Genomic DNA, 24,062 nt, shown 5'->3' with positions numbered 1-24,062 from the left:
TTCCTCCTACCCACATTTTTTACGCCTGAAGTTTACATGCACTTCAGGCGTATTTTTCCTTCCAATTTTATTCAATTGACCGTTCCTTTAATTGTTCTAACAATTCTTCTAGAGGGCCTTCATAAAGCGGAACAGTTGGAATTGATTGTAAAAAACGTTTTCCATAGGAAGCGCTTGTCAAACGACGATCTAGTACAAACACCGTTCCGGTATCTGTACTTGTTCTAATAAGACGACCAAATCCTTGTTTGAAACGCAGTATTGCTTGCGGGAGTGCTAACTTAGCGAATACGTCCTCTCCTTGATTTTTTAACCACTCTCCTTTTGCTTCCATCATCGGTTGATGAGGAGGCGTAAAGGGAAGGCGGACAATAACAAGACAACTAAGGGCATCTCCAGGTATATCTATCCCTTCCCAAAAACTACTTGTTCCTAATAAAATTGATTTATCGAACTCTTGAAACTTACGAATGAGACGACTTCTGCTCTTATTATTCACACTTTGCGTTAATAATAAATAGCCTTCTAATTCCTCATCATTTTTCAAATTCGTATACGCTTCTTTCAACATTTCATACGAAGTGAACAAAACAAGCATTCTACCTTCTGTAGCTTTCGCTATTTTTGCAATATGAGCCGACACAGATTCAATATATTCTTCATTACTTGCTTGCTTAATAAAGGGCACATCCGTTGAAACCATTAATTTCATCTGTTCTTCAAAATGGAATGGTGATGGGACCTGTAATGTATTTGGAGCAAAATCATGTAAGCCTAGCTCTTCTTTTATATAGTCAAATGAATCGTTTACTGTTAGCGTTGCTGATGTGAAAATAACACTCTTTTTCTCTGTTAAAAATTCATCAGCAAATCTTTCACCAATATGAACAGGTTGCCCATATAAAACAGTTGAATGAATGGTTCCCTTCGTTTCAGTTTCCATCCATGTCACATATGAATTTTTTTCTAAAATGAGTACTTGTAAAGATTGCGCCATCTTTCTCAACAACTCAATTAAATGCATAAATTCACCTGTAACAACATGCATTTCCCATTCTAATTTACTTTGCAATATATCAACTTGCTTCTCAAGTGTAGAGAGTAATTTTCTTACATCATATACAAAGCGATTTGTTAACTCGGTAATACTATCCCATAACTTACCTTTCTCTACTTCCGTGTTATATCGATAAATGAGTGGCATATTGCTGATCCCTTGTTCCTGCTTTGTTTGTTTAAAGATGAATGCACGTAACATTTGGAATAGCTCATCCGCATCAAATTTCAATTCCTTCAAACTATGACTTACCATGCGGAAAGTAGAACGGGAGGCTTGCTCTGATTTTTTCATCATTTTATATACTTTAGAAAGTACATCATCTGTTTCTAGCGTACCAAGACGAGATAAAACTAGCTGGAAATACATACAGGAGAACTGTTCACCTAATGTTCTACTCGCTGCTTCCTCGATATGATGAGCCTCATCAAAAATAATATGTTCACATGAAGCAAACAGTGGTTCTTCACTTGAAAAATCTTGAAATAATAACGCATGATTTGTAATAACGATATCTGCAAATAATGCTCTATTCTTTGCTCGTTGATAAAAACAACGACTAAACCAGTTGCTTTGCATCCCACCCGGACTATGTACATCACTACAAATCCGGTTCCAAAGTAACTTTCCGCCCTCAGGAATATTTAATTCATCACGATCGCCCGTTTCCGTTTGCAATAACCACACTAAAATTTTTGCCTTCGTGAGCGCCATATCATAATTCTTCTCTTCTTCTTGCAAAGCATATTCAAATTTATGTAAACAAAGATAATGCTTTCTTCCTTTCAGAAGAGCTACTTCAAATGAAAATGGCATTATTTTCTGTAATAATGGAATTTCTTTTTCTAGTATTTGTTGCTGCAGTTGTACAGTTTGGGTACTTATGATGACAGGTTCTTCTTTTTTCTTTGCAAAATAAATACTTGGAAGCAAATATGCAAGAGTCTTTCCTGTTCCTGTTCCTGCTTCAATTAGTGAAAACCTAGAATCTCTTAGCGCTGTATATATTTCCTTCATCATACTCTGTTGGCTTTCTCTTTTTTCAAACTTTGGCATATTCGACTCAAGTTTATCAATTGTCTTATGCAAGAAAGCATCAAATTTAAATGCACATGTTTCACTTAAGTTTAAAGAATAATTCCGTTTTCGAAGGGCAATATTTCGATACACTTCATATCCCTCTGCTCCTTTTTTACCATGCATCATTTTCTTTAAAATATTTTCAGAAAGCACATCCGCTATATCACTTTGAAACACATCACTCAATTCATAAAGCGATTGCAAGGTGACAAGGGGTAACTTCTCAATTTCATTTAAAAATTGTAAAAACAATTCCGCTGTTGCAAGAGCATCACTATCCGCACGATGCGGTTGATCATGCTCTAATTCGTGTTGTTTAGCTAAATCACGTAATTTATAACTATCAGCCGTTGGCAAAAGAATTTGCGCCAACTCAACTGTATCAACTTTTGGACAATGTATTTCTGTATATCCAGCCTGCCTTAATTCTTCCGTTAAAAAATTCCAATCAAAGTGAACGTTATGTGCAACGAAAGCTGCACCTTGTAATAGCTCAACAACCATTGGGGCTACATCTTCAAATAACGGGGCTTGCTTAACCATACTCTCATCAATCCCTGTTAACTCTGTAATAAATGGTGGAATCTCTCTCTTCGGATTAATAAAAGATGAAAAAATCTCTAATATCTCTCCATCTTCCACTACAACAGCTGCAATTTGGGTAATTTTATCTTTCCCATCCTTCCAGGAGTTCCCTGTCGTCTCTAAATCCACAACGACATAACGCTTACTCATATATGTAACACCTCAATTTCTTACCTATCAAACAGAAAATTATATAATGTTACTATACCACGTTTTATCTCATCTTAATGAAAAGATGCACAAAAAAGGCTATCTCCATAATAGAGATAACCTTCTTACTTATAATATCGTACCCGCTTTTTCAGCACCTAACATTTCAATAATTTGATTATCATCGTCTAATACTGCAATTTTCGGCTCTTGTTTATGAATATTTTCTTCTGCCACTAAACCGTAGCAAATAATAATAACTTTATCTCCTGGCTGTACAAGCCTTGCAGCTGCACCATTCAAACAAACAACACCGCTACCACGTTCTCCTTTAATAACATATGTCTCTAAGCGAGCACCATTATTATTATTTACAATTTGGACTTTTTCGTTTTCTACAATATTTACTGCATCCATTAAATCTTCATCAATTGTAATACTACCTACATAATTTAAATTTGCTTCTGTTACTGTTGCGCGATGTAGCTTCGCTCTCATCATTGTGCGAAACATAGATGCTCCCCCTTATTTAACCGTTAATGTTATATTGTCAATTAATCGTACATTGTCAAATTTAACTGCAATTGCTAAAATGATTCGTCCTTCAATTTTATCCACTACTTGTAGTGAAGGATACGCATATAAATCAGCATAATCTACAGTGCCTTTCGTATACGTCTCAATATACTCTTTCACAAGAGTTGTAATGATTTCTGCATTACGTTCTCCTGTCTCAATTCTTTCTTTCGCTATACATAGACTGCGGTATAAATGAAGAGCCTCTTCACGCTCTTCTGGTGATAAATACACGTTACGAGAACTTTTGGCTAATCCATCTTCTTCCCTTACAATATCCACCGGTACGATTGTAACCGGAATATTAAAATCAGCGACAAATCCTTCAATGACAGCAACTTGCTGTGCATCTTTCATACCGAAATAAGCACGTGTTGGCAATGTAATATTAAATAGTTTCATTAGTACAATCGCAACACCAGCGAAATGACCAGGTCTTTGTTTTCCGCATAACACATCGGTACGCTTCACAACTTCTACTGTTGTCGTTTGTTCTGCTGGATACATTTCTTCTACGCTCGGATAAAATAAATAATCTACACTGTTTTCTTTTGCTACATTTTCATCTCTATCAATATCACGAGGGTATCGATCTAAATCTTCATTTGGTCCAAACTGTAGCGGATTAACAAACACGCTTAAAACTACAATTTCATTTTCTTCTCTTGCCTTACGTAATAAAGTCGCATGACCTTCATGTAAATAACCCATCGTTGGGACAAAACCGATACTTTTTCCACTTGCACGTAGTTCGTTTGTAATTTGCTGCATCTCTTGCACTGTATTTATGATTTTCATTATTGTTTTCCTCCGTATAACGCTAAACATTCTTCCTCTTTCATTGTGAATGAATGTTTTTCTTCCGGAAATTGACCTGTCTTTACTTCAGTTACGTATTGTGAAATCCCTCGCACAATCTCCTCTTGAACAGACGTATATTGCTTAACAAATTTCGGAACACGATTTACGCCATATGAGATAAGATCATGATAAACGAGTACTTGCCCATCCACTTTTTGTCCTGCTCCAATTCCAATCGTTGGAATTGTTAGTTGCTTCGAAATAAATTTTGCTAGCTGCATTGGCACACATTCTAATACAAGTGCTATCGCACCAGCTTCCTCACATCTCTTCGCATCTTCTATTAATTTTTTTGCACTTTCAGCATCTTTTCCTTGTACTTTATAGCCACCTAACACTCCTACAGATTGAGGAGTTAAGCCTAAGTGTGCCACGACAGGAATTCCCGCACTCGTCAAGTAATGAATAGTTGATATCACTTCTCCTGCACCTTCTACCTTCAGTGCATGAGCACCACTCTCTTGAACGATGCGGCGTGCATTCACCATCGTATCTTGAGGCGACACATGATACGACATAAATGGCATATCAGTTACAATAAACGTCTCTTTCGCTCCTCGGCGTACAGCTTTCGTATGATGAATCATATCCTCTACTGTTACAGGTACTGTTGAATCATAGCCGAGCACAACCATCCCAAGGGAATCTCCAACTAAAATCATATCAACTTCCGCTTCTTCTGCTAACTTAGCAGATGGATAATCATACGCCGTTAGCATTGTAATCGGCTCACCTTGCTCTTTCATTTTCAAAAAATCTGTTTTTGTTTTCAAAAACTACTCCTCCTTTATACAGGAGAGAGGAGATGGCCGAAATCATATAAAAAACCCCTCTGGCCATAAAAGGGCAGAAGGGTTGTGTATTAGTCGGCATTATTCATCCCTCTGTCCCAGTCCGTTATTGGATCAAGGCAGAATCCAAGTTATTATTTTTCGTATTGCTTCGAATCATGGTGCAGTTCGCTCTGATACTGCCCACATTCGAACTAATTATAGCAAACTCCAAAAAGGAATTACTACATTTTTTTGAAAAAATAATTTTTATTCTTATTACGGTATGTGAAATTTATAAGTGAACGATTCAATCATAGAAAGATAAACTTTTTAAATACATGGTATAACTCATAAAATAATGATGCAGGTTAATTGAGGAGATATACTTACAAAAGGAGAATTGCGAATGTCTATAAACAAATGGTTATTTCGATTCATCGGTTTTCTTGTGATGCTTGTGGTAATAACAACTTTAAATTCCCTCAATGTATTTGCCTCAGTTAACGACTTGGCACAACCTATTGCGTCAGCGAAAGTGATTGAAGTTGAGCTAAACGATGATTACTTTAATCCAAACGTCATCACGATTCCAATTAACGAATCAACAACATTACTGTTGAAAAATAAAGGTAAGAGTGAGCATACCTTTACAATCAAAAAACTCGGTATTGATGTCGTCGTCGAGTCAGGAAAAGAAAAAAACATTACCGTGAAACCTAACAGTGCCGGTACATATGAATTAATATGTCGATACCATCTCCTCAAAGGAATGGAAGGTAAAGTAATCGTAAAATAAGAAGCAAACTCAACTGGACGATCTTTTAAAATAAAACTTAAATATTAAAAGATTTTATTAATATGGAAATAAAAAAGAAGTTCCAAAAGAGGAACTTCTTTTACTTAATTTCGATATCCGCAGAATGAATATGATGTACTTTTCCTTCATGGTCTTCTAGGAGCAATACACCATCCTCTGTAATTCCTTTTGCTATCCCTGTAATTGTCTCTCTCATCGTTCGAGCGTTAATTTCTTTCCCGATGCTTACAGCGTAACTTTCCCAAAGAATTTTAATGACAGAGAAACCATTTTGTAAATACTCTTCATACAATTTTTCTAGTTGTAAAAAGATTTGTTGCATAAGCTCCGCACGAACAATTGGCTTACCAGATTCAATCGCTAAAGAAGTAGCAATATGCTGAATTTCCTCATCAAAATGTTCTTGCTTTTGATTCGCATTAATACCAATACCCATAATGACAGCATTAATTTTATCAGGATCAGCTTGCATTTCTGTTAATATTCCTACAGCCTTTTTCCCTTGAATTAAAATATCATTCGGCCATTTTATTCCTACGTTTACACCTGTGAACTTTTCAATTGCTTGCGCAACGCTAACAGCGGCTAATAAAGTAAGTTGTGGTGCATGTTGAACCGGGATTGATGGACGTAAAATAATACTCATCCAAATTCCTGTTCCTTTTGGTGAATGCCATTTTCTGCTTAAACGACCTCTACCCGCTGTTTGTTCTTCTGCCACAACAATTGTTCCTTCTTCTGCACCTTCATAAGCAAGCTTTGCTGCAATATGTTGCGTCGATTCAACGGACTCTTCAAAATACACTGTTCTACCAATATGTTTCGTTTGTAACCCTAACTGTATTTCATTCGCAGTCACTTTGTCTGGCTTACTTGCAATTCGATAACCTAATCGACGCACAGCTTCAAGTTCATATCCCTCATTCCGAAGGTCCTCCATATGTTTCCACACAGCAGTTCTTGAGCAACCAAGTTTATCACTAATCGTTTGACCAGATACAAACTCGCCATCCGCTTCCGAAAAAACTTGCAATAACTGCTTTCTTATAGTAGATTGCATTCTTGCAGCCACTCCCTTATACACTCTTTCTCATTTACTACGTTTCCTTGTACAATTGCTTCTTCAATTTTTTGAATCATTTCAGCAACCCACGGACCTGGCTTTTTACTTGCCCAGTTTAACAAATCATTCCCAGTCACATTCATCTCTTGTCGATTCTTAATTGGCAATGCTTGAAACAACGTTTGTACCCGGTTAACAGCTGTATGATCATAGCTTTCAATCATCGCTTCATATACTCTTTCTGCCATTTCAGCTATATGAATTCCCGTTTTATAAAGAAAAACTGTATCCCAATCCTTCTCCTTTCTCTTACGGATTGTTAATAAAACTGCGACGATATCTTTTATTTTTTTATTCGAAAACTTCCATTGACGTAAAAAGACAGCTGGATGTTCTTCCCCGATACAATATAAGAAAAACGCCCACGCCTCAATGTCTGCTTCAAAAGAATCCCATTTATACTGCGTAGCTTTTAACAATTTCTCTTCTGACATCTGTAAATATGGTAGATGAGAAAATAGTTTCGTTTCTACTAATTCTTTGAGAGCCTTCACACAATATGTGCCAGTTAACAGTTTTTCAAACTCCACTGTAATTCTCTCAATTGCTATATGTTCCAGCAAATGTCCATATGTTTCAATTGCTTGCTTCGTTTTCGTCTCTAAAGAAAAACCTAACGTACTTACGAACCGAATACCACGCATCATTCGCAGGGCATCTTCTTGAAACCGATCCGCAGCATTTCCCACTGTCACAATTTCTCTCTTTTGAATCGCTTCCTGTCCAGCAAATAAATCAACCATTTTTCCTTCTTCTGTCATTGCAATTGCATTCATTGTGAAATCACGACGTTTTAAATCCTCTTCTAATGAACGAACAAATTGAACACTACTAGGTCTTCGAAAGTCTTCATATTCACTCTCTGTTCGAAAAGTGGTTACCTCATAAGGCTCACCATTTTCTACTACAATTACAGTTCCATGTTCAAGACCAACAGGAACATGTCTTGGAAATATAGCCATCACTTCTTCTGGTAAAGCAGATGTCGCAATATCAATATCTCCAATCGGCCTATCGATAATAAGGTCTCTTACGCTTCCACCGACAAAGTAAGCCTCATGCCCTTGTTGCTTTAAAGTCTCAATAATAGAACTAGCTTTTTTAAATCTTTCCATTTTTGTCATCCCTTAGTACATCATAGTAAATCGTTTCATATTGTGAGACGATTTTTTCAGAGCGAAACTGCTCGTAAACACTTTCTCTTGCTCGCTCTCCCATATTACGGTGAAGTTCTTCATCCTTTAATAGCTGAATGGCTTGATCTGCCACTCCTGTTGTATCGCCAACTTCACATAAATATCCTGTATCACCATGTTGAATGACTTCTGGAATACCTCCAACCCTTGTTCCGATACAAGGTACACCACACGCCATCGCTTCTAATAAAACAAGACCAAAACTCTCCTTCTCTGATAAAAGCAACATTAAATCACTCATCGCAAGTAGTTCTGCAACATTATCTTGCTTCCCTAAGAATAAGACGCGATCTTCAATATGTAAATTTTTCACCAACTGTAAAATCGTGCAAAATTCTGGTCCATCTCCAACAAGAAGCAACTTCGCATCTACTTCTGTAACAATTTTAGCAAATGCCTGCACAACATCTTGCACACGTTTCACTTTACGGAAATTTGAAATGTGAATAAGTATCTTTTCACTCTCACTTATACCGTATTCTTTCTTTAATTGGGTCATATCACGTTTGAAATATACACGTTCGTCTATAAAGTTATATACCGTTTGAATGCCTTTATTTGGTTTTACAAGCTCATGCGTTTCGTTAATTAATGAATGCGAGACAGCCGTCACAACATCAGATTGCTCAATACCAAAACGAATTAAATTATTTAGCGAAGGGTCGGATCCTAACACAGTAATATCTGTTCCATGCAAGGTTGTAACAATTTTAATACGCTCTCCAATCATTTGTTTTGCTAAATAAGCACAAATGGCATGTGGTATTGCGTAATGCACATGTAAAATGTCTAGGTTTTCTCTTTGTGCAACCTCTGCCATTTTACTCGCTAACGCTAAATCGTATGGTGGATATTGAAATACAGAGTATTGATTTACCGTCACTTCATGAAAATAAATGTTTGGATACACTTTATTTAACCGGAATGGTAAACCCGATGTAATAAAATGAATTTCATGCCCGCGTTCCGCTAATTGCTTTCCTAATTCTGTTCCAACAACTCCAGAACCACCTACAGAAGGATAACATGTAATACCTATTTTTAATTTCATTTACATCCCCCTATTAAATCAGCATGTAATAAAACCGGTTTCTTACTCATAAACCCTTCGGCATATAAGACTCCAACTTCTTTTCCAAACATTTTCTCACGAGCGACTACAGTTTCAACGTAACCTTCTGTTAACGGCGTTTTCACACCATCACTCCCTGTTGAAAACTGACTTTCATACGCTTCTAATGCTTCCACCTTTTGCGATACGTATTCACTAATATCTATACAAAAATTCGGTTTATGAAAACCATTAATCATATAATGATAAAAAGACTCCACACGATGTGGTGGAACCTCTGGCATATATTTGCGAATTCCCGCTGAAAAAATAGCTTCTTCCACAAGTTTTGCACAATTTGCATGATCTGGATGACGATCTTCATAATACGGCGCAAAAACTAGTTTTGGTTTATATGTACGAATTACCTTTACAATTTCACGTATATACTCTTCTTTCATATACAAACCACGGTCTGGCATCGCTAAATTTAGTCTCGTTTTTACTCCCATTATACGAGCTGCCGCCTTTGCTTCTTCTTTTCTTAACTCTATCGTTCCATTAGAAGAAAGATCAGCTTCCGTTAAATCACAAATACCTACTTCATACCCTTGCTTCGTATATTTAGCAATGGTACCCGCCATGCCGATTTCAACATCATCGGCATGGGCACCAAACGCTAATATATGTAATCCACTCATAATTGTTCCCCTCATTTTCTTAACTTGCGGTAATCTAAATCTCCTCGCTCTAATGCGTGCATTAACATTTCAGCACTTGCCATATTCGTTGCAAGTGGAATTGCATATACATCACATAAACGAAGCAATGCATTCACATCCGGTTCATGCGGTTGTGCTGTTAATGGATCGCGGAAGAAAATTACCATGTCTAAATCATTTTTTGCAATCATTGCACCAATTTCTTGATCGCCGCCAAGAGGACCAGATTGATATCTTGTTACAACTAAGCCGGTCGCTTCCATAATACGAAGTCCTGTCGTTCCTGTTGCAAATAATTCATGTTGTTCAAAAATTGGTTTATATGCGTATGCAAACGAAACCATGTCATTTTTCTTTTTGTCATGTGCAATTAAGGCAATTTTCATCCGTTGTCTCCCCTTTAGTCGATAATATTTTCTAAACCGTACACAAGATGGTCTAGATTCATTACTGTCTCAATTGATAGTTTTACACCAGACATAAATGATGCACGATTGAATGAATCATGACGAACTGTTAACATTTGTCCGTCTCCACCAAACATTACTTCTTGGTGTGCAATAAGTCCTGGTAAACGTACACTATGAATGTGAATGCCGTCTACATTTGCACCACGAGCCCCTTCTAGTTGCTCTACTTCATTTGGATGACCTTGCTGCTTTGATTCACGATTTTGACGAATTAATTCTACTGTTTTTACCGCTGTACCAGATGGTGCATCTAACTTTTGATCATGATGCAATTCAATTACTTCAACATCTTGGAAGTATTTCGCTGCCATTTGTGAGAATTTCATCATAAGAACTGCACCAATTGCAAAGTTTGGAGCGATAATTGTTCCTACTGCTTTTTCTTTCGCAGTCTCGGTTAATTGTTTTAGCTCTTCTTCTGTAAATCCAGTTGTACCAATAACAGAACGAAGTCCACGCTCAACTGCTAGTGTAACGTGTTGTTTCCCAACTTCTGGCGTTGTTAAATCTAACAACACATCTGCTTCTACTTCCTCTAAACAAGTATGTAAATCTCCATAAATAGGTGTATCTAGCGCTGGCATTCCCGGTAAATCAGAGATTTTCTCTCCACCATGCTTATAATCCACTGCTGCTACTAAATTAAAATGTTCCGTTCTTTCCATAAGAAGAACTGCTTCATGTCCCATACGTCCTCTTGGTCCAGCGATAATTACTTTAATTTCTTTCATTATTCTTTCTCTCCCTCATCAATACGTGTCCAGCGATCTTTATCGCGAGTATTAAATTTATTCATTACAATGTTATGTGCTGTTTCTAAATCAATATTTAAACTATTTGCCATACAAATCATAACAAATAATACATCTCCAAGCTCTTCTTCAATACTACGTTCTGTTTCAGTTGTTTTCTTCGGTTTCTCACCATAATAATGATTCACCTCTCTTGCAAGCTCCCCCATTTCTTCCGTTAAACGAGCCATCATTGCAAGTGGACTGAAATAACCTTCTTTAAACTGACCAATATATGCATCAACTTCTTTCTGCATATCCTTCATCGTTTTCGCTTCCATACAATTCACCTCTAATCCTTCCTCTTTCATGTTAGCCAATTCATCGCGATTTGACAAATATTATTCCCCGCCAAACACCTATTTGCGACCCTTTTTGGGAAAGATTATAATAAAGTGAAACTTCTTTTGCGTTTTTGGCAAAAAATTAGCCTAAACCAATCATTTTTTATAGCCTTCACTATTTTCACTAGCAACTAGAAATTACTTATCATTATGTTTTACCGTTTCAGCGGAGCAATGCCATTTACATAATTAGGGGGATTTCTATATGACATCAAATTTGAAGATTCGAAATATCATTTTTATTTTAATCGGTTCCGCTATTTTTTCTTTCGGTATTGTGAATATCAATATTGAAAATCACCTTGCAGAAGGTGGATTTACCGGTATTACACTATTATTGTATTTTCTATTTAAGTTTGACCCTTCTTATTCAAACTTAATTTTAAATATCCCTATATTTTTTATTGGTTGGAAGTTACTTGGAAGAGCGACATTTATATATACACTAATCGGCACATTTAGCGTATCTTTATTTCTATGGATTTTTCAGCGTTACGAAGTTCTCAACTTACATTTAAACTTACAAAATGATATGACACTCGCAGCTTTATTTGCTGGGGCATTTATTGGTATCGGTCTCGGGATCATATTTAAATACGGCGGAACTACTGGCGGTGTAGATATTATTGCGAGACTCGCTCATAAATATGTTGGCTGGAGTATGGGGAAAACGATGTTTATGTTTGATGCTATCGTCATTATCGTCTCTATCCTTACCTATTTATCATATCGCGAGGGTATGTATACGTTAGTTGCTGTTTTTATCGGGGCGAAAGTCATTGATTTTATGCAAGAAGGAGCCTATGCAGCAAAAGGAGCAACTATTATCTCCGATAAAAACGATGAAATTGCTTCTAAAATTTTATCTGAGATGGAGCGCGGAGCGACCTTTTTAAAAGCTGTTGGATCGTATACAAAAGTGGAACGGAACGTATTGTATTGCGTTGTGGCTAAAAATGAAATCGTGAAATTAAAAAATATTATTACTTCTGTAGATCCTCATGCATTTGTTGCAGTAAGTGACGTACATGATGTAGTTGGTGAAGGTTTTACGTTGGATGAAAATAAAAACCCATTACATACATAAACACAACTAGAAAAGCTTTTTAGCTTTTCTAGTTTTTTATTACGTATTGCTTAAGTTTCTCTAAATCCTCATAAATAAGCTCCAATAAGCCCCGATTATAAAAAATGGAAGCAGGATGGAAGGTCGGAAAAATATGATATTCTTTCTCTGACCATGTAAATTCTGCACTTTGTATATCCTTTAATTTTTGAATGGGCTGTTTTAATAATTGCCCGTGTACATCTGTGATTTTTTTACCTTTTCCTGTTAAACGCTGAAGACCGATATTGCCAAGCGTGACAATTAGCTTCGGATTTAGTTTCTCTAATTCATAATCTAACAAAGGTGCATGGGCAACTATTTCTCCTTGATTTGGCGTTCTATTATACTTTTTTTGTATAATAGAACCATTTCGTTCTTTTTTCTCTCGCCACTTATAAGGTCTACTCCGAACAGCACTCGTAATATATACTTCTTCCCTTGTAACGTGAATACGTTCTAAAAAAACCATTAATTGTTTTCCGGCTCTCCCGCTAAACGGAATCCCATTATGAATTTCTGTTTCACCAGGCGCTTCTCCTAACAACATAAATTTCGGATTTTCAGGGCCTTGTCCACTTAAAAAACCTTCTAATTGATAAAGAGCACTACGCTCTTTCACTTGTTTTACTAAATGGTCTGGATATTTCATTTCCCCACCGCCTTTCCGCATTACTTCTATTATTTCTATTTGCAATACATTATATAATTCAATCCACAAAACAAAAAAGACTATCAAAATTGATAGTCTTTAGTCGTCGCTACGCTGCATACCAGTATAAATTAATACGAGACGTAATAATTCAAATACCGCTACGGCTGCAGCTGCTACATATGTTAATGCTGCCGCATTTAATACTTTACGAGCTTGGCCATATTCATCTGTTGATACGATTCCTAACGCTTCAATTTGTTGCATCGCACGCTTTGATGCATCAAACTCAACTGGTAATGTAACGAGTTGGAACACAACACCTGCTGCCATTAAAATGATACCTAAAAATATCATGTTGGCCATCGATGCAAAAATACCGATCATAATAAATATCCAAGAAATATTTGAACCAAAGTTCGCAACTGGCACTAACGAATGACGAATACGCATAAAGTTATAATCTTTTGCATCTTGAATTGCGTGTCCTACTTCGTGTGCTGCAACTGCTGTACCAGCAACTGAATGACCGTAATAGTTATCTGTTGATAATCGAACTGTTTTGGCAGTTGGATCATAATGGTCTGATAAATGACCTGGTGTTTCTTCTACAGCTACGTTGTATAATCCATTTTCATCTAAGATTTTCCGAGCCACTTCTGCTCCTGTCATACCTGATGTTGAATAAACTTGTGAATACTTGCTATAGGCACTACGTACTTTTGACTGTGCATACAACGGTATGATCAAAATGATCGCGAAGTAAATTAAATAAAACATCATGAACCTCCATTGAAGTTTTAATTATAGTACTTCTCATTCTATTTTCTTCTGCCACCATTGTCAATGAATAAACCTTACAATCCGAATCTTTATTTATTACATTATCTATTCTTAGAATGTACATTACTTTTTCTTTTTTCTCTCTCTCCTTTATACTTTCTCCACCCAACATAAGTTAATGTGAATAAAATAAGACCTCCAGTAATTGTCATAAACCAAATGAGAGAAGGTGCAATTTCATCTTTTTTTACTGTATGAAATATTTTTTGCAAATCTCCTTTAATGATTCCTAATTGCATTTGCCCACCTTTTGTTTTTAACATAACGTTACGAAATTCATCCAAATAAGATAAATGGGCATTTACACGCTGCACTTCATTTTCTGGCAAGGCAATCATTAAGCTTGGATAAATAATATTAAATTCATGTAAAAATGTGTTTAACGTTTGTTGAAACTGTCCCGTATCTTCTTTTTTCATTGCTTTTTCCATTTGAGAAAAGGCATCCATTACTTTTCCTTCTCTTTCCATCCAAAGTGGTTGGTATTTCGATACTTGCGCATCGACAGCGAGCTGCAGGGCTAACACATTATCAATTTTAACTTGTTTCCTTACATCTTCTTCCGCGAGAGATTGTTTCGCCTTGTCGTAAGCTAAAGAAATAACTCTAACTTGATCTGGCGTTACTTCCTGCTTCTTTTCATTCCCCTTTATTACAAACTGCTCCGAGAAATGTTGCAGTACTTGTACTGCTTTTTCATCTTCATTACGCTTCACTAATTGTAATGAGTCATCTAACAACCCTGTTAGTTCACTCCACTCCTCAGCATATATACGTAACGGAAACATGATAATTAGAAATGCAATCAGTCCAATTAATGTTCTCTTCATCACGGTCCCCCCTATAACTACTAGTACAAAATATGTTAATGTGGACAAGAATAGAACAGAACTGGACCGAAAAATATATTATCGTTTTACAAACAAAAAAAATTCTCTTTAAACAGAGAATTTTTCTTTTGAAATCCTTTTCTTTTTTACGAAATATTTATACAAGCTATAACAAATTATGCTACCACATAAAATAAATAATAAAATAGCACACGCTGCATGCATAAAAAACTCTTCTGGTAACATTAATATAATCGGATCCGTTTCAATATCAAACATCCAATAATCATTACTGAATAAAAGCTTATGGAATAATACAAAACTCTTTTCAAAATTAATAGCAATTGGTAACACAAGCGCAATCGGAAAGATAATTGTTACAATCGATCCATGCAGTAAAAACTTTTCATTTTTCTTTTTTAATAAATACATGCCGCCTACTATTGCAATTATAATTGTCGCATACATTACATATTGTATCTTTACTAAAATATTTTTAACATCTACAAAATGAATACGGCCATTTGTAGACATATCTAATGTGGGCAACTGTAATGCACCGTCATAAAACGGAGATAAATATGTGATAAGCACATCATAATTTCTTTTAATATCATCCTTCGTCATATCTGCTAAATCTGGAATGTTTAAAAAATCAATTTCAAAATAATATAGCCATTTTCCATATACAACCGCCGTTGTTGCGAGTGCAAATATAGAAAATGCTATGCTATATGAAACAATTATCGTAATCAATCGATCCAATATTTTTGTACCACTCGTATTTCTCTTCATTTTCTCCCCCTAATGTTCTAACGATTATAAAGAAAACTGTTTTCGATTCTCACGTAAGCAATAATAATATGTCATACAAAGCACAGCAATGCTTAACCAGAACGTAAAATAACCAATTTCTCCTACAAACAAATGCATAATTCCGTATCTCGGCATTTGCCAGAACAAATAATCAATTGCATCATTATGTAATGTCCATATAGCGGCTACCGCAAAATGCCATTTTTTTATACGGCAAAACGGTGCATATAGCACTGCTTGTACTGCCATCGCAAAATGTGAAAGCATTAACATATAACCGATAAGGCCAATAGGACCTTTTACATAGATCATAACCCCATTTACAACAACAGCCCATATACCATATTTTATTAAAGTAACAATCGCTAGCGCCTCTATTAATCCCCAATTTCTCTTTATTAAAAAAGCGATTAAAACAAAGACAAAAAAGAGACTTGCCATAGGACTATCGGGTACAAACGGCCAAAATATAGGTAAAGTTTCTTTTAATTGATTTCCATACCATATAAATCCGTATATTGTACCTAATATGTTAACAACTAATAAAAATGATAATACGGAGCGTTGCTTTAACATTGCATACAAGTAAACCAAGCTGTATGTCCAACACCTTTCATTCTTTCATCAAACTCTACTCTATTATATAGTAAACTTTCTATCATCAAAATAAAAAGCTGACTACAAATTGAAGTGACCCCCGAAAACGGGACACCAATCAAAACACCTAAACCACTTGTTCCCTAAATTCTTTAGGGGATAGGTGGTTTAATTTTTCTTGAATTCGCACACAATTGTAGTAATGAATGTATTCTAGCACAATCTTTCGCACAGTTGTGTTGGATACTTTTGTTATCTTTTGTGAATAGAAAGCTTCACTTTTTAAATGACCAAAGAAGCTTTCCATGACGGCATTATCATGGCAATTTCCTCTCCGGGACATGCTGGTGATAATGCCGTTTTCTTTGGCATACGCTTGAAATTCTTTTGCTGTATAAATACTTCCTTGATCTGAGTGAAGAAGGACATCTTTTACTTTTCGCCCTCTCATTGCTTGTTTTAATGTCTTCATCGCTAATGTCAGTGTTTGTGATTCGCTGATGACACAACTAATAATTTCACGATTAAAGGCATCCATAATCGTTGATAAATACAAAGTACGCTCTCCAAATAAGAGATACGTCACATCCGTAAACCATTTTTCATTTGGTCTGGATGCATCGAATTGGCGCTCCAATCGATGAGGGGCTACCATTGGCTCCGCACCATTGATATATTTCTTTTTCTTTCGACGTACTTTTGAAAGAATGTGATTTTGTCTCATGATTCGTAATACTTTTTATGATTGACACACAGTCCCATTTTTCGAAGAGTAGCGGTCACTCTTCGATATCCATACCGGAATTTATGCCTAAGACAAACGTCCTTTATTTTCTCTTCTATACCATCTTTCAAATCTTCCGTTCGTTGTAACCAACGATAAAATGTGGAACGGGGTAATTCTAATACGTTACACAATTCTTTTACCGTTATTTTTGTTTTTACATTTTCCCATAAAGTAACTACAGTTTCTGGTTTCAGCCCCTTTCGATTTCCAGATACTTTCCCCATACAAGTAATTTTGTTTTTAGATGTTTATTTTCTAAACGTAGCTGTTCTAATTCACTGAGCTCTTTTGGTCCTTTTCCATAAGAATATTGTTTTCCTACAGGTTGTTGAAAACGATACGTTTGATCTGTACGATACCATTTCATCCATGTCTTAATTTGGGAAACATTTTTAATTCCGAGTTTCTCCATAATTGTACGATTTGAATAGCCGTCTTTCTTCATTTCAATCACTTTCCACTTTGTTTCTTCTGGGTAATGAACTCTTGTCTTCAAACGAAAAACACCTCCATTGAATTTGCATACTTAGTATGCGAATTCAGGAGGTGTTTTTTTCATGTACCACTATTCGGGTTCACTTCAAAATTTTGTAGTCAGCTTTTTATTATTTTTTATTATACTTTGCAACGAATTCCGAAAGCTTCTTCAGTTCCTCATCTGTACCTTTAAATACACCTTTAGGCATGGAACCTTTTCCCTCTTTCGCAATTTTAGCAATTTCTTCTGGCTTCAAAGTTAAATTTTGCAGTGCTGGTGCTGCTGCGCCGCCCTGTAAATTGTCACCGTGACATGTTAAACAAGTATTTTTTTGCATTAATTTATAACCGTCATCATTTTTATCAACTGGTGCTGTTTTTACAATTGCTCCTTGTTTTTTTGCAGCTTCCCAGTCGTGGTGTGCTACAGATTCCCAAGTTAAAAAGATAATCGATGCAACTGCTAAAAGCATAAATCCCGTTGCTACAGGACGCTTCAATGGGCGTCTTTCTGGGCCTCGATCAAGAAATGGAGCTAACAGTAATGCGCCAAACGCAATCCCTGGCATAATGAACGCTCCAATTACAGTAAATGAGCCAGAAGCATAAGAATACTTTAATAACTGATACAAGAATAAGAAATACCAATCTGGAAGTGGTATATACCCAGCATCAGTTGGATCCGCCATTCTTTCAAGCGGTGACGGATGCGCCACTGTTAAACATAAATAACCAATTAAAAAAACTGCACCAACCATCCATTCTTTTAACAAGAAGTTCGGCCAAAATGCTTCTGTTTTCCCTGGGTATTCCGAATAGTCTTTTGGAATATTTGGTTTCCGAGCTACTGGTACCCGAGAATCTCCTACAAACTTCATCCCTTTGCCGCGATGCATAATCTCCCTCCTTTAGTTCTTTCCCCTTTAATTTAGCAATCTCTTATAGTGGACCGGAAATACCTTGTTTGCGAATCATGATGAAGTGGAAGGCCATTAAACCTAGAAGTGCTGCTGGTAAGAAGAAGACGTGAATAGCAAAGAAGCGAGTTAATGTTTGAGCGCCAACAATTTCGGAATGACCAGCGAGTAATGTTTTAATGTAAGGACCAATGAGCGGCGTTTGCTCTGCAATTTGAATCCCTACTTTCGTAGCAAATAACGCTTTCATATCCCACGGTAATAAATATCCGGTAAAACCAAGACCTAACATAACAAAGAAAATAAGAACACCAACAATCCAGTTTAGCTCACGAGGCTTTTTATACGCACCCTGGAAGAAAACTCTAAGTGTATGTAAAAACATCATTACAATGACGAGACTAGCACCCCAGTGGTGCATACCACGAACAATTTGCCCATATGCAACTTCATTTTGCAAATAATAAACCGATTCCCAAGCATTTTTAATATCAGGCACATAATACATCGTCAAAAACATTCCAGATAAAATTTGAATTACAGTAACGAAAAAGGTAAGTCCGCCAAAGCAATAAACGAATGCAGAAAAGTGATGTGCCGGGTTTACATGTTCAGGTACTTCATGATCAGCGATATCACGCCATATTGGTGTAATATCTAACCTTTCATCTACCCAATCATAAATTTTATTTAGCATCTACTTTGCACCCCCTCTTGGCTTCGCTTTTCCTAAGTACAGCGTTCCATCTTTCACTTTAGATTCGTATACATCGAGCGGCGCAAGGGGCGGCGTGCCTTTAATGTTTATCCCGTCTTTTGTGTAACGGCCCCCGTGACATGGACAAAAGAATTGATTCGGATGTGCTTTGTCCGAATTCCAGTTCACTGTACATCCTAAATGTTTACATACTGGAGAGAACGCAACAATGTCTCCGCTTTCATCTTTATGAACCCAAGCTGATTTTGGCTCTTCGGACTTGTACCAACCATCAACCTGCTTCACCTTAAAGTCGAAACGTTTCGGCTCTGTTGTAATATCCTTTACTTGTGCAACAGCAACCATATCCGTTCCCGCTTCTTTTCTTAACACCGGATCAAGCGCAAATCGCGTCATCGGCATTAAAATACCCGCCGCCATAAAGCCTCCTACCCCTGTAAGGGTATAATTTAAAAACTGTCTTCTTGACACACGATGTTCTTTCTCGCTCACGAAAATTTCCCCCCTCTATCAGAAATTGTCCCCTCGTGATAAATTATATAAAAAATAAAAACTAGGACACTATCATGATATAATACGCTCATGCACAGGTCAATATCATACTACTCATAATAATAAGAACTTTCTGTTTATTGTTGTTTTCCCCACTTTTCTTCTAACATTACCATTATATTTTTTATATGTGCATGAATCACTTCTCTTTTCGCTTGATCACTAAATTGTTCTAACGCTAATGAAGGAAACCAAAATAAATCTCCCTGCAATTCTTGCATATCTTCTTTCCATGAAAAATCACTTGTAACATAAGCAATATGCTTAAAACCTTGCTTTTTCAAATGATTTGTCCATTCTTGCAAACGACCTTTTTCGTTTTTTTGACTTTCTACAAGATACGTAAATGCAGGTAATAAAAGCACTCTTCCTTTATATTCTCTTTCTAGCTCCATACTCAACAATTCGATAAATTCCCCTTGTTCTACTACCATTTTCATTTCTTTCGCTGTTGAAATTGATAAAAGTGGTATAACACCCGTATCTACATATTCTCTTGCTTGCTCAAACTGTTCCACATCTTTTACAATCCATTTCAAATGTCTTCCCTCCCCCATCTATAAATGACAGAACTTTCACTTTATATATATTAAACCATACTAAAAGAGGTAAAAAAAGAAAAACTACCTATATTAAGGTAGTTTTTCTTGAAAAAGTCTGAAATTTGTAAAATTTTATGAATCCAAATGAATTCTATAACATCTTTAACTCCGCTGTTAACCTATGAAACGCTTCCTTATCTTGCTTATCCAGCGCTTCATCAATTTGTTTTAAAAGACGTTCTCTTCTAAAAGAAAATACACTTTCTTCTAAAAACCTTTCTGCAAGTAAACGATCTTTTTCATTTACTTCAATGTGCTTTGGTAAATATGGGTTTTCTTCTAATACAGCTACGTAATTGGCATTTTGAAACGATGATTTAAAATTGAGTTGAATATAAATATCCTCATCTCGATTTAAACGAATATCATGAAACGATTTTTCAGCATCTGTTGTCATAACATTTTGTTTAAAAAAGTGAAACGGTGTGTCTTTTACACAATTCGCGGACATTACTAAGCCACGCGGACAATATTTTGCATGCTCTACGAAGTGGACTTTATGCATCAATTGGTCGTGACTCATTAAATAATTCAAAATCCATACACATTCACGCTGTTTCAGTTGGTAATTATTCAAAAACCATTTTACAAAATCCTTCTTCTCGTTTACAGAAACAGGGGTATTCATAGCAATTAAGTCCCTCCTCTGTCTTTCTCTTTTCTTTTTAGATTCAAGAAGCGGTATTCAGTTTCCTTCCAACTTATGAAAAATCCTCTAAATTATATAACAATTCTTCAATATGAATTTGTGTCGGGTCTAGTTGTATTAACTGAGTAAATACTTCTTTCGCCTCTTTTCGCATACCTTCTTCCAATAAGAAATAACCGTACTCTTCCAAGAAGTCTGGATGATTCTTAAAAGAAGTATATGCACTTTCATAGTGTTTTAATGCATCAGAATACATTTCTAATTGTTTTTTTGCAAACGCAAGATCCCAAAGTAGTTGTGTATCTGGTTCTCCGCTATCGATAGCACGCTCTACAACGGCAATTAGCTCTTCATACTTTTCTTGTTCCTTTAAGATATATGCATATTTTAATGTTGCACCTAAATGTCCTGGATCTAACTCAAGCGCTTTTTGAAGCACTTCCTCTGCTTCCGCTATTTTCCCTAATTTCGCTGCAATGTTCGCTAATTCTACATAGAATGGTACAGAAAGTTCATCTACTTTAATTCCTTTATGAAGTGTTTCATAGCTTTCTTGAAGCATTCCTTCTTTTTCATAGCTTTTCGCTAAATACATGTAAAGCGATGCATACTCAGGATCTAATTCTTTTAGTTCTTGCCAAGCACCAATTGCTCTTTGGTATTCTTCACCTTGGTATAATGTGAAGGCATATCCAAATAATGAGTGAATATCTTTTTGTTCCTCTAAACCTGCTTCATAGTAAGAAATCGCCTCTTCCCAATTTCCAATGGCACTTAACGTTTCTCCAAGGCGCAGTGCAATGACAACACCACCCATTACTTTATGCTCCGCTAATAGCGACTCATAATAAGTAATTGCCTTTTGTTCTTCACCTTTACTACTATATAACTCTGCTAATCCAAACGTAATGACAGGCTCGTCAGGCATCATTTCTTTCGCCTTTAATAGTTTTTGTTCTGCTACATCATCGAAACCTTGCATTTGGAATAAATCCGCTACAAGTAATAACGATTGAACATATAAATCATCATTTTCCGGAATATCATGAAGTACTTCAATCGCTTCATCTTCTTTATCTAGATCAATATATAATTCCGCTAAAAATACAGTGAATTCACTTTCCTCTGGATACAATAAACGCAAATCTTCTGTAATAGCTAACGCTTCATCCGTAAATCCAAGAGTATGATAATAGCGAGCAATATCATACTTCTCTTCATCATTCGCAATTTTTAATTGCTCTTTTAATAATTGTAATCCTTTTTCCGCTTCACCATTTTCAATATATGAAACAGCTTGTTCAAACTTTTGCATAAACGTCTCCTTTAATTCTAAAAAATATTCTTTTCTGTTCATTTACCCCGCTATTAACGGGCAGTAAGACCCCACCTCAAAATTCAGCTAGGGCAAAGAAGTTAGTTTTGGGGGCAACTGCCCGTAAAAGCCCGATTGGTGTGGGCTAATAATCAGCGGGGGATAAACATCCCCCCACTGATTAAAGTTTCACTTTATCATAAGCAACTCATTGTTAGAACGCAACCTTTAGAATGAGCATGCTTCTTCTTACAGAGTAGTTAATTGTTCAAAGGTTCGGATATGATACCGATACCTTCTTACCTTCTTCTATTGTACCGCTTTCTTTTATGACCGTGCAAATAACTTCTCCCACTAATTATCGAGCCATACCAATCTTGATTTACAGAACAACTTAATTACCAAACTTCAACTTTTTTAATGCGATAAAAAAGACTCCTCTAATAGGAGCCTTCACAATCTCTTAAGAATATGTTTCCTCTTTCTGTACTTGCTCATTTACAAGTTCTTTCAGTAACTCTATAATTTCATCATTTTCTTCTTTCAAACCGACAGTAATACGAATGCCATCATCGATACCAAATGCAGCACCAGAACGAACAATATATCCTTTTTTCATTAATCGTTCAAAAACTTCATTACCAGGAATACCGAGTTTTAAGAAAATGAAATTTGTTTGAGATGGATAATAGAATACGTTATATTCCTTACAAAATGCGTAATATTGATGTAATCCTTCTTCATTCTTTTTCACACATTCTTGTAAAAATGCTTGATCTTCTAATGCAGCAAGTGCTACAGATTGCGCTACAGTCGATGTATTAAATGGTAACCTCGCTACTTCTAGCTGCCCGATTAACTCCGTATTACCAACTGCATATCCGATACGGAAAGCAGCTAGACCATATGCTTTTGAAAACGTACGTAATACCATAAGATTTTCATACTTTTCAAGAAGTGGTAATGTTTGCGGATAGTCTTCTGCTCCCGCATATTCATAATATGCTTCGTCCATAATAACGAGCGCTGACTTAGGAACTGATTCTAAAAATGAAAGTAATTTTTGTTTTTCTACATATGTACCTGTCGGATTATTCGGGTTACAAATCCATACAATCTTCGTTTGATCATCTACTTGCTGTAACATCGCATCTAAATCGTGAACGCCATCTTTAAGTGGTACTTCACGAACTTCTGCTCCTTCAATAACAGCATGGTGATGGTATTGTGAGAATGTTGGATTCGCCATTACAACATTTGTTCCTTCGTGTAGTAACGCACGACTAATCATTTGAATAACTTCATCTAATCCACTACCAAATAACAGTTGTTCCGCTTTAACACCTAAATGTTTTGCTACTTGTGTCCGAAGTTCAAAGGCATGTCCATCTGGATAAAGAGCGTATTGACTCGCTAAAGAAGTTAATGCTTCTGTTACGCGTGCTGAGCAACCGAATGGATTTTCGTTCGATGCTAATTTCACAATTTTTGATAATCCATATTCCCTTTTTACTTCTTCAATATTTTTCCCAGGTACATATGCTCTCAAAGTTAACAATTGTTCTTTTACTCTCATTTTTCTTCCCCCAGTCATTTTATTCAATTC

General features: G+C 36.2%; 25 protein-coding genes and 1 pseudogene. 2 read left to right on the top strand and 24 right to left on the bottom strand.

What is annotated here, in order from left to right; genetic code table 11:
• Positions 1 to 67: 67 nt before the first annotated feature.
• The 4 genes from dinG to panB all read right to left on the bottom strand — a co-directional run bounded on the left by dinG (position 68) and on the right by panB (position 5,082).
• The gene (dinG, locus tag EGX95_RS06560; protein ID WP_000044929.1) at positions 68 to 2,872 is read right to left on the bottom strand and encodes an ATP-dependent DNA helicase DinG; all 2,805 of its coding nucleotides are present in this window, start codon (positions 2,870 to 2,872) and stop codon (positions 68 to 70) included.
• A gap of 129 nt (positions 2,873 to 3,001) precedes the next feature.
• Positions 3,002 to 3,385 (bottom strand): aspartate 1-decarboxylase, encoded by a 384-nt coding sequence (gene panD / locus EGX95_RS06555; protein ID WP_000490176.1) that lies wholly within the window; start codon positions 3,383 to 3,385, stop codon positions 3,002 to 3,004.
• Between the two features lie 12 nt (positions 3,386 to 3,397).
• Positions 3,398 to 4,246: a pantoate--beta-alanine ligase gene (gene panC, locus EGX95_RS06550; RefSeq protein WP_000691780.1), complete on the bottom strand. Its 849-nt coding sequence runs from the start codon at positions 4,244 to 4,246 to the stop codon at positions 3,398 to 3,400.
• A complete protein-coding gene (panB, locus tag EGX95_RS06545; protein WP_000853115.1) occupies positions 4,246 to 5,082 on the bottom strand; it encodes a 3-methyl-2-oxobutanoate hydroxymethyltransferase in 837 nt (278 codons plus the stop codon). The genes panC and panB overlap by 1 nt, the downstream gene beginning before the upstream one ends.
• Positions 5,083 to 5,488: 406 nt before the next feature.
• Between panB and EGX95_RS06540 the strand changes: the two genes are divergently transcribed.
• On the top strand, positions 5,489 to 5,878 hold the full coding sequence (locus EGX95_RS06540; RefSeq protein WP_000026410.1) for a cupredoxin domain-containing protein: 390 nt from the start codon (positions 5,489 to 5,491) through the stop codon (positions 5,876 to 5,878).
• Between the two features lie 100 nt (positions 5,879 to 5,978).
• Here the strand turns inward: EGX95_RS06540 and EGX95_RS06535 are convergent, their stop codons facing one another.
• Genes EGX95_RS06535 through EGX95_RS06505 form a run of 7 tightly spaced genes read right to left on the bottom strand, consistent with a single transcriptional unit; the run spans position 5,979 to position 11,533 of the window.
• A complete protein-coding gene (locus tag EGX95_RS06535; RefSeq protein WP_001192049.1) occupies positions 5,979 to 6,959 on the bottom strand; it encodes a biotin--[acetyl-CoA-carboxylase] ligase in 981 nt (326 codons plus the stop codon).
• On the bottom strand, positions 6,944 to 8,137 hold the full coding sequence (locus tag EGX95_RS06530) for a CCA tRNA nucleotidyltransferase (protein ID WP_000439307.1): 1,194 nt from the start codon (positions 8,135 to 8,137) through the stop codon (positions 6,944 to 6,946). Before EGX95_RS06530 ends, EGX95_RS06535 begins: the two co-directional genes overlap by 16 nt.
• A complete protein-coding gene (bshA, locus tag EGX95_RS06525) occupies positions 8,124 to 9,269 on the bottom strand; it encodes an N-acetyl-alpha-D-glucosaminyl L-malate synthase BshA (protein WP_000768302.1) in 1,146 nt (381 codons plus the stop codon). Before bshA ends, EGX95_RS06530 begins: the two co-directional genes overlap by 14 nt.
• Complete coding sequence (bshB1, locus tag EGX95_RS06520; protein WP_000015666.1) at positions 9,266 to 9,970, bottom strand: bacillithiol biosynthesis deacetylase BshB1; 705 nt, start codon at positions 9,968 to 9,970, stop codon at positions 9,266 to 9,268. Before bshB1 ends, bshA begins: the two co-directional genes overlap by 4 nt.
• An 11-nt stretch (positions 9,971 to 9,981) precedes the next feature.
• Positions 9,982 to 10,377: a methylglyoxal synthase gene (gene mgsA, locus EGX95_RS06515; RefSeq protein ID WP_000684765.1), complete on the bottom strand. Its 396-nt coding sequence runs from the start codon at positions 10,375 to 10,377 to the stop codon at positions 9,982 to 9,984.
• A gap of 14 nt (positions 10,378 to 10,391) precedes the next feature.
• Positions 10,392 to 11,192 (bottom strand): dihydrodipicolinate reductase, encoded by an 801-nt coding sequence (dapB, locus tag EGX95_RS06510; RefSeq protein WP_000658806.1) that lies wholly within the window; start codon positions 11,190 to 11,192, stop codon positions 10,392 to 10,394.
• Positions 11,192 to 11,533, bottom strand: coding sequence for a nucleotide pyrophosphohydrolase (locus EGX95_RS06505; protein WP_001992677.1), 342 nt, complete (start codon positions 11,531 to 11,533; stop codon positions 11,192 to 11,194). Before EGX95_RS06505 ends, dapB begins: the two co-directional genes overlap by 1 nt.
• A gap of 268 nt (positions 11,534 to 11,801) precedes the next feature.
• Here EGX95_RS06505 and EGX95_RS06500 point away from each other — a divergent pair, with 268 nt between their 5' ends.
• Entirely contained in the window at positions 11,802 to 12,683 is an 882-nt protein-coding gene (locus tag EGX95_RS06500; RefSeq protein ID WP_000203300.1) for a YitT family protein, read from the top strand.
• Between the two features lie 28 nt (positions 12,684 to 12,711).
• On the opposite strand, the gene EGX95_RS06495 is transcribed toward EGX95_RS06500, so the two are convergent.
• The 13 genes and pseudogenes from EGX95_RS06495 to hisC all read right to left on the bottom strand — a co-directional run bounded on the left by EGX95_RS06495 (position 12,712) and on the right by hisC (position 24,032).
• Entirely contained in the window at positions 12,712 to 13,353 is a 642-nt protein-coding gene (locus EGX95_RS06495; protein WP_000876848.1) for a uracil-DNA glycosylase, read from the bottom strand.
• Positions 13,354 to 13,452: 99 nt separating this feature from the next.
• Positions 13,453 to 14,133 (bottom strand): zinc metallopeptidase, encoded by a 681-nt coding sequence (locus EGX95_RS06490; RefSeq protein ID WP_000499536.1) that lies wholly within the window; start codon positions 14,131 to 14,133, stop codon positions 13,453 to 13,455.
• 104 nt (positions 14,134 to 14,237) lie between these two features.
• Positions 14,238 to 15,026, bottom strand: a complete 789-nt coding sequence (gene ypjB, locus EGX95_RS06485) for a sporulation protein YpjB (RefSeq protein ID WP_000831595.1) — start codon at positions 15,024 to 15,026, stop codon at positions 14,238 to 14,240.
• Positions 15,027 to 15,134: 108 nt separating this feature from the next.
• On the bottom strand, positions 15,135 to 15,821 hold the full coding sequence (locus EGX95_RS06480; RefSeq protein WP_000828233.1) for a lipoprotein intramolecular transacylase Lit: 687 nt from the start codon (positions 15,819 to 15,821) through the stop codon (positions 15,135 to 15,137).
• A 24-nt stretch (positions 15,822 to 15,845) separates the two neighbouring features.
• Positions 15,846 to 16,436: a lipoprotein heptaprenylglyceryl N-acetyltransferase LhaT gene (locus tag EGX95_RS06475; RefSeq protein WP_000262810.1), complete on the bottom strand. Its 591-nt coding sequence runs from the start codon at positions 16,434 to 16,436 to the stop codon at positions 15,846 to 15,848.
• Between the two features lie 130 nt (positions 16,437 to 16,566).
• Positions 16,567 to 17,722, bottom strand: a pseudogene (locus tag EGX95_RS06470) (IS3 family transposase).
• Between the two features lie 109 nt (positions 17,723 to 17,831).
• Complete coding sequence (gene qcrC / locus EGX95_RS06465) at positions 17,832 to 18,599, bottom strand: menaquinol-cytochrome c reductase cytochrome b/c subunit (protein ID WP_000554606.1); 768 nt, start codon at positions 18,597 to 18,599, stop codon at positions 17,832 to 17,834.
• Between the two features lie 43 nt (positions 18,600 to 18,642).
• Positions 18,643 to 19,317: a menaquinol-cytochrome c reductase cytochrome b subunit gene (gene qcrB / locus EGX95_RS06460; RefSeq protein ID WP_000932700.1), complete on the bottom strand. Its 675-nt coding sequence runs from the start codon at positions 19,315 to 19,317 to the stop codon at positions 18,643 to 18,645.
• Positions 19,318 to 19,830, bottom strand: coding sequence for a menaquinol-cytochrome c reductase iron-sulfur subunit (qcrA, locus tag EGX95_RS06455; RefSeq protein WP_001290418.1), 513 nt, complete (start codon positions 19,828 to 19,830; stop codon positions 19,318 to 19,320). It lies immediately after the preceding gene.
• A 137-nt stretch (positions 19,831 to 19,967) separates the two neighbouring features.
• On the bottom strand, positions 19,968 to 20,429 hold the full coding sequence (locus tag EGX95_RS06450; RefSeq protein ID WP_000871324.1) for a YpiF family protein: 462 nt from the start codon (positions 20,427 to 20,429) through the stop codon (positions 19,968 to 19,970).
• Positions 20,430 to 20,583: 154 nt separating this feature from the next.
• Positions 20,584 to 21,120 carry a ReoY family proteolytic degradation factor gene (locus EGX95_RS06445; RefSeq protein WP_001095923.1) on the bottom strand — a complete coding sequence of 179 codons (537 nt, stop codon included), beginning with the start codon at positions 21,118 to 21,120 and terminating at the stop codon, positions 20,584 to 20,586.
• A gap of 73 nt (positions 21,121 to 21,193) precedes the next feature.
• Positions 21,194 to 22,456, bottom strand: a complete 1,263-nt coding sequence (locus tag EGX95_RS06440) for a tetratricopeptide repeat protein (RefSeq protein ID WP_002080882.1) — start codon at positions 22,454 to 22,456, stop codon at positions 21,194 to 21,196.
• Positions 22,457 to 22,919: 463 nt separating this feature from the next.
• Positions 22,920 to 24,032, bottom strand: a complete 1,113-nt coding sequence (hisC, locus tag EGX95_RS06430; RefSeq protein ID WP_001264010.1) for a histidinol-phosphate transaminase — start codon at positions 24,030 to 24,032, stop codon at positions 22,920 to 22,922.
• Positions 24,033 to 24,062: the final 30 nt, after the last annotated feature.

Origin of the sequence: Bacillus sp. FDAARGOS_527, assembly GCF_003812125.1 — a bacterium.
Taxonomy (GTDB): domain Bacteria; phylum Bacillota; class Bacilli; order Bacillales; family Bacillaceae_G; genus Bacillus_A; species Bacillus_A paranthracis.
The sequence above is the reverse complement of the archived record's forward strand: the minus strand, read 5'-3'. Positions and strand labels throughout refer to the sequence as shown.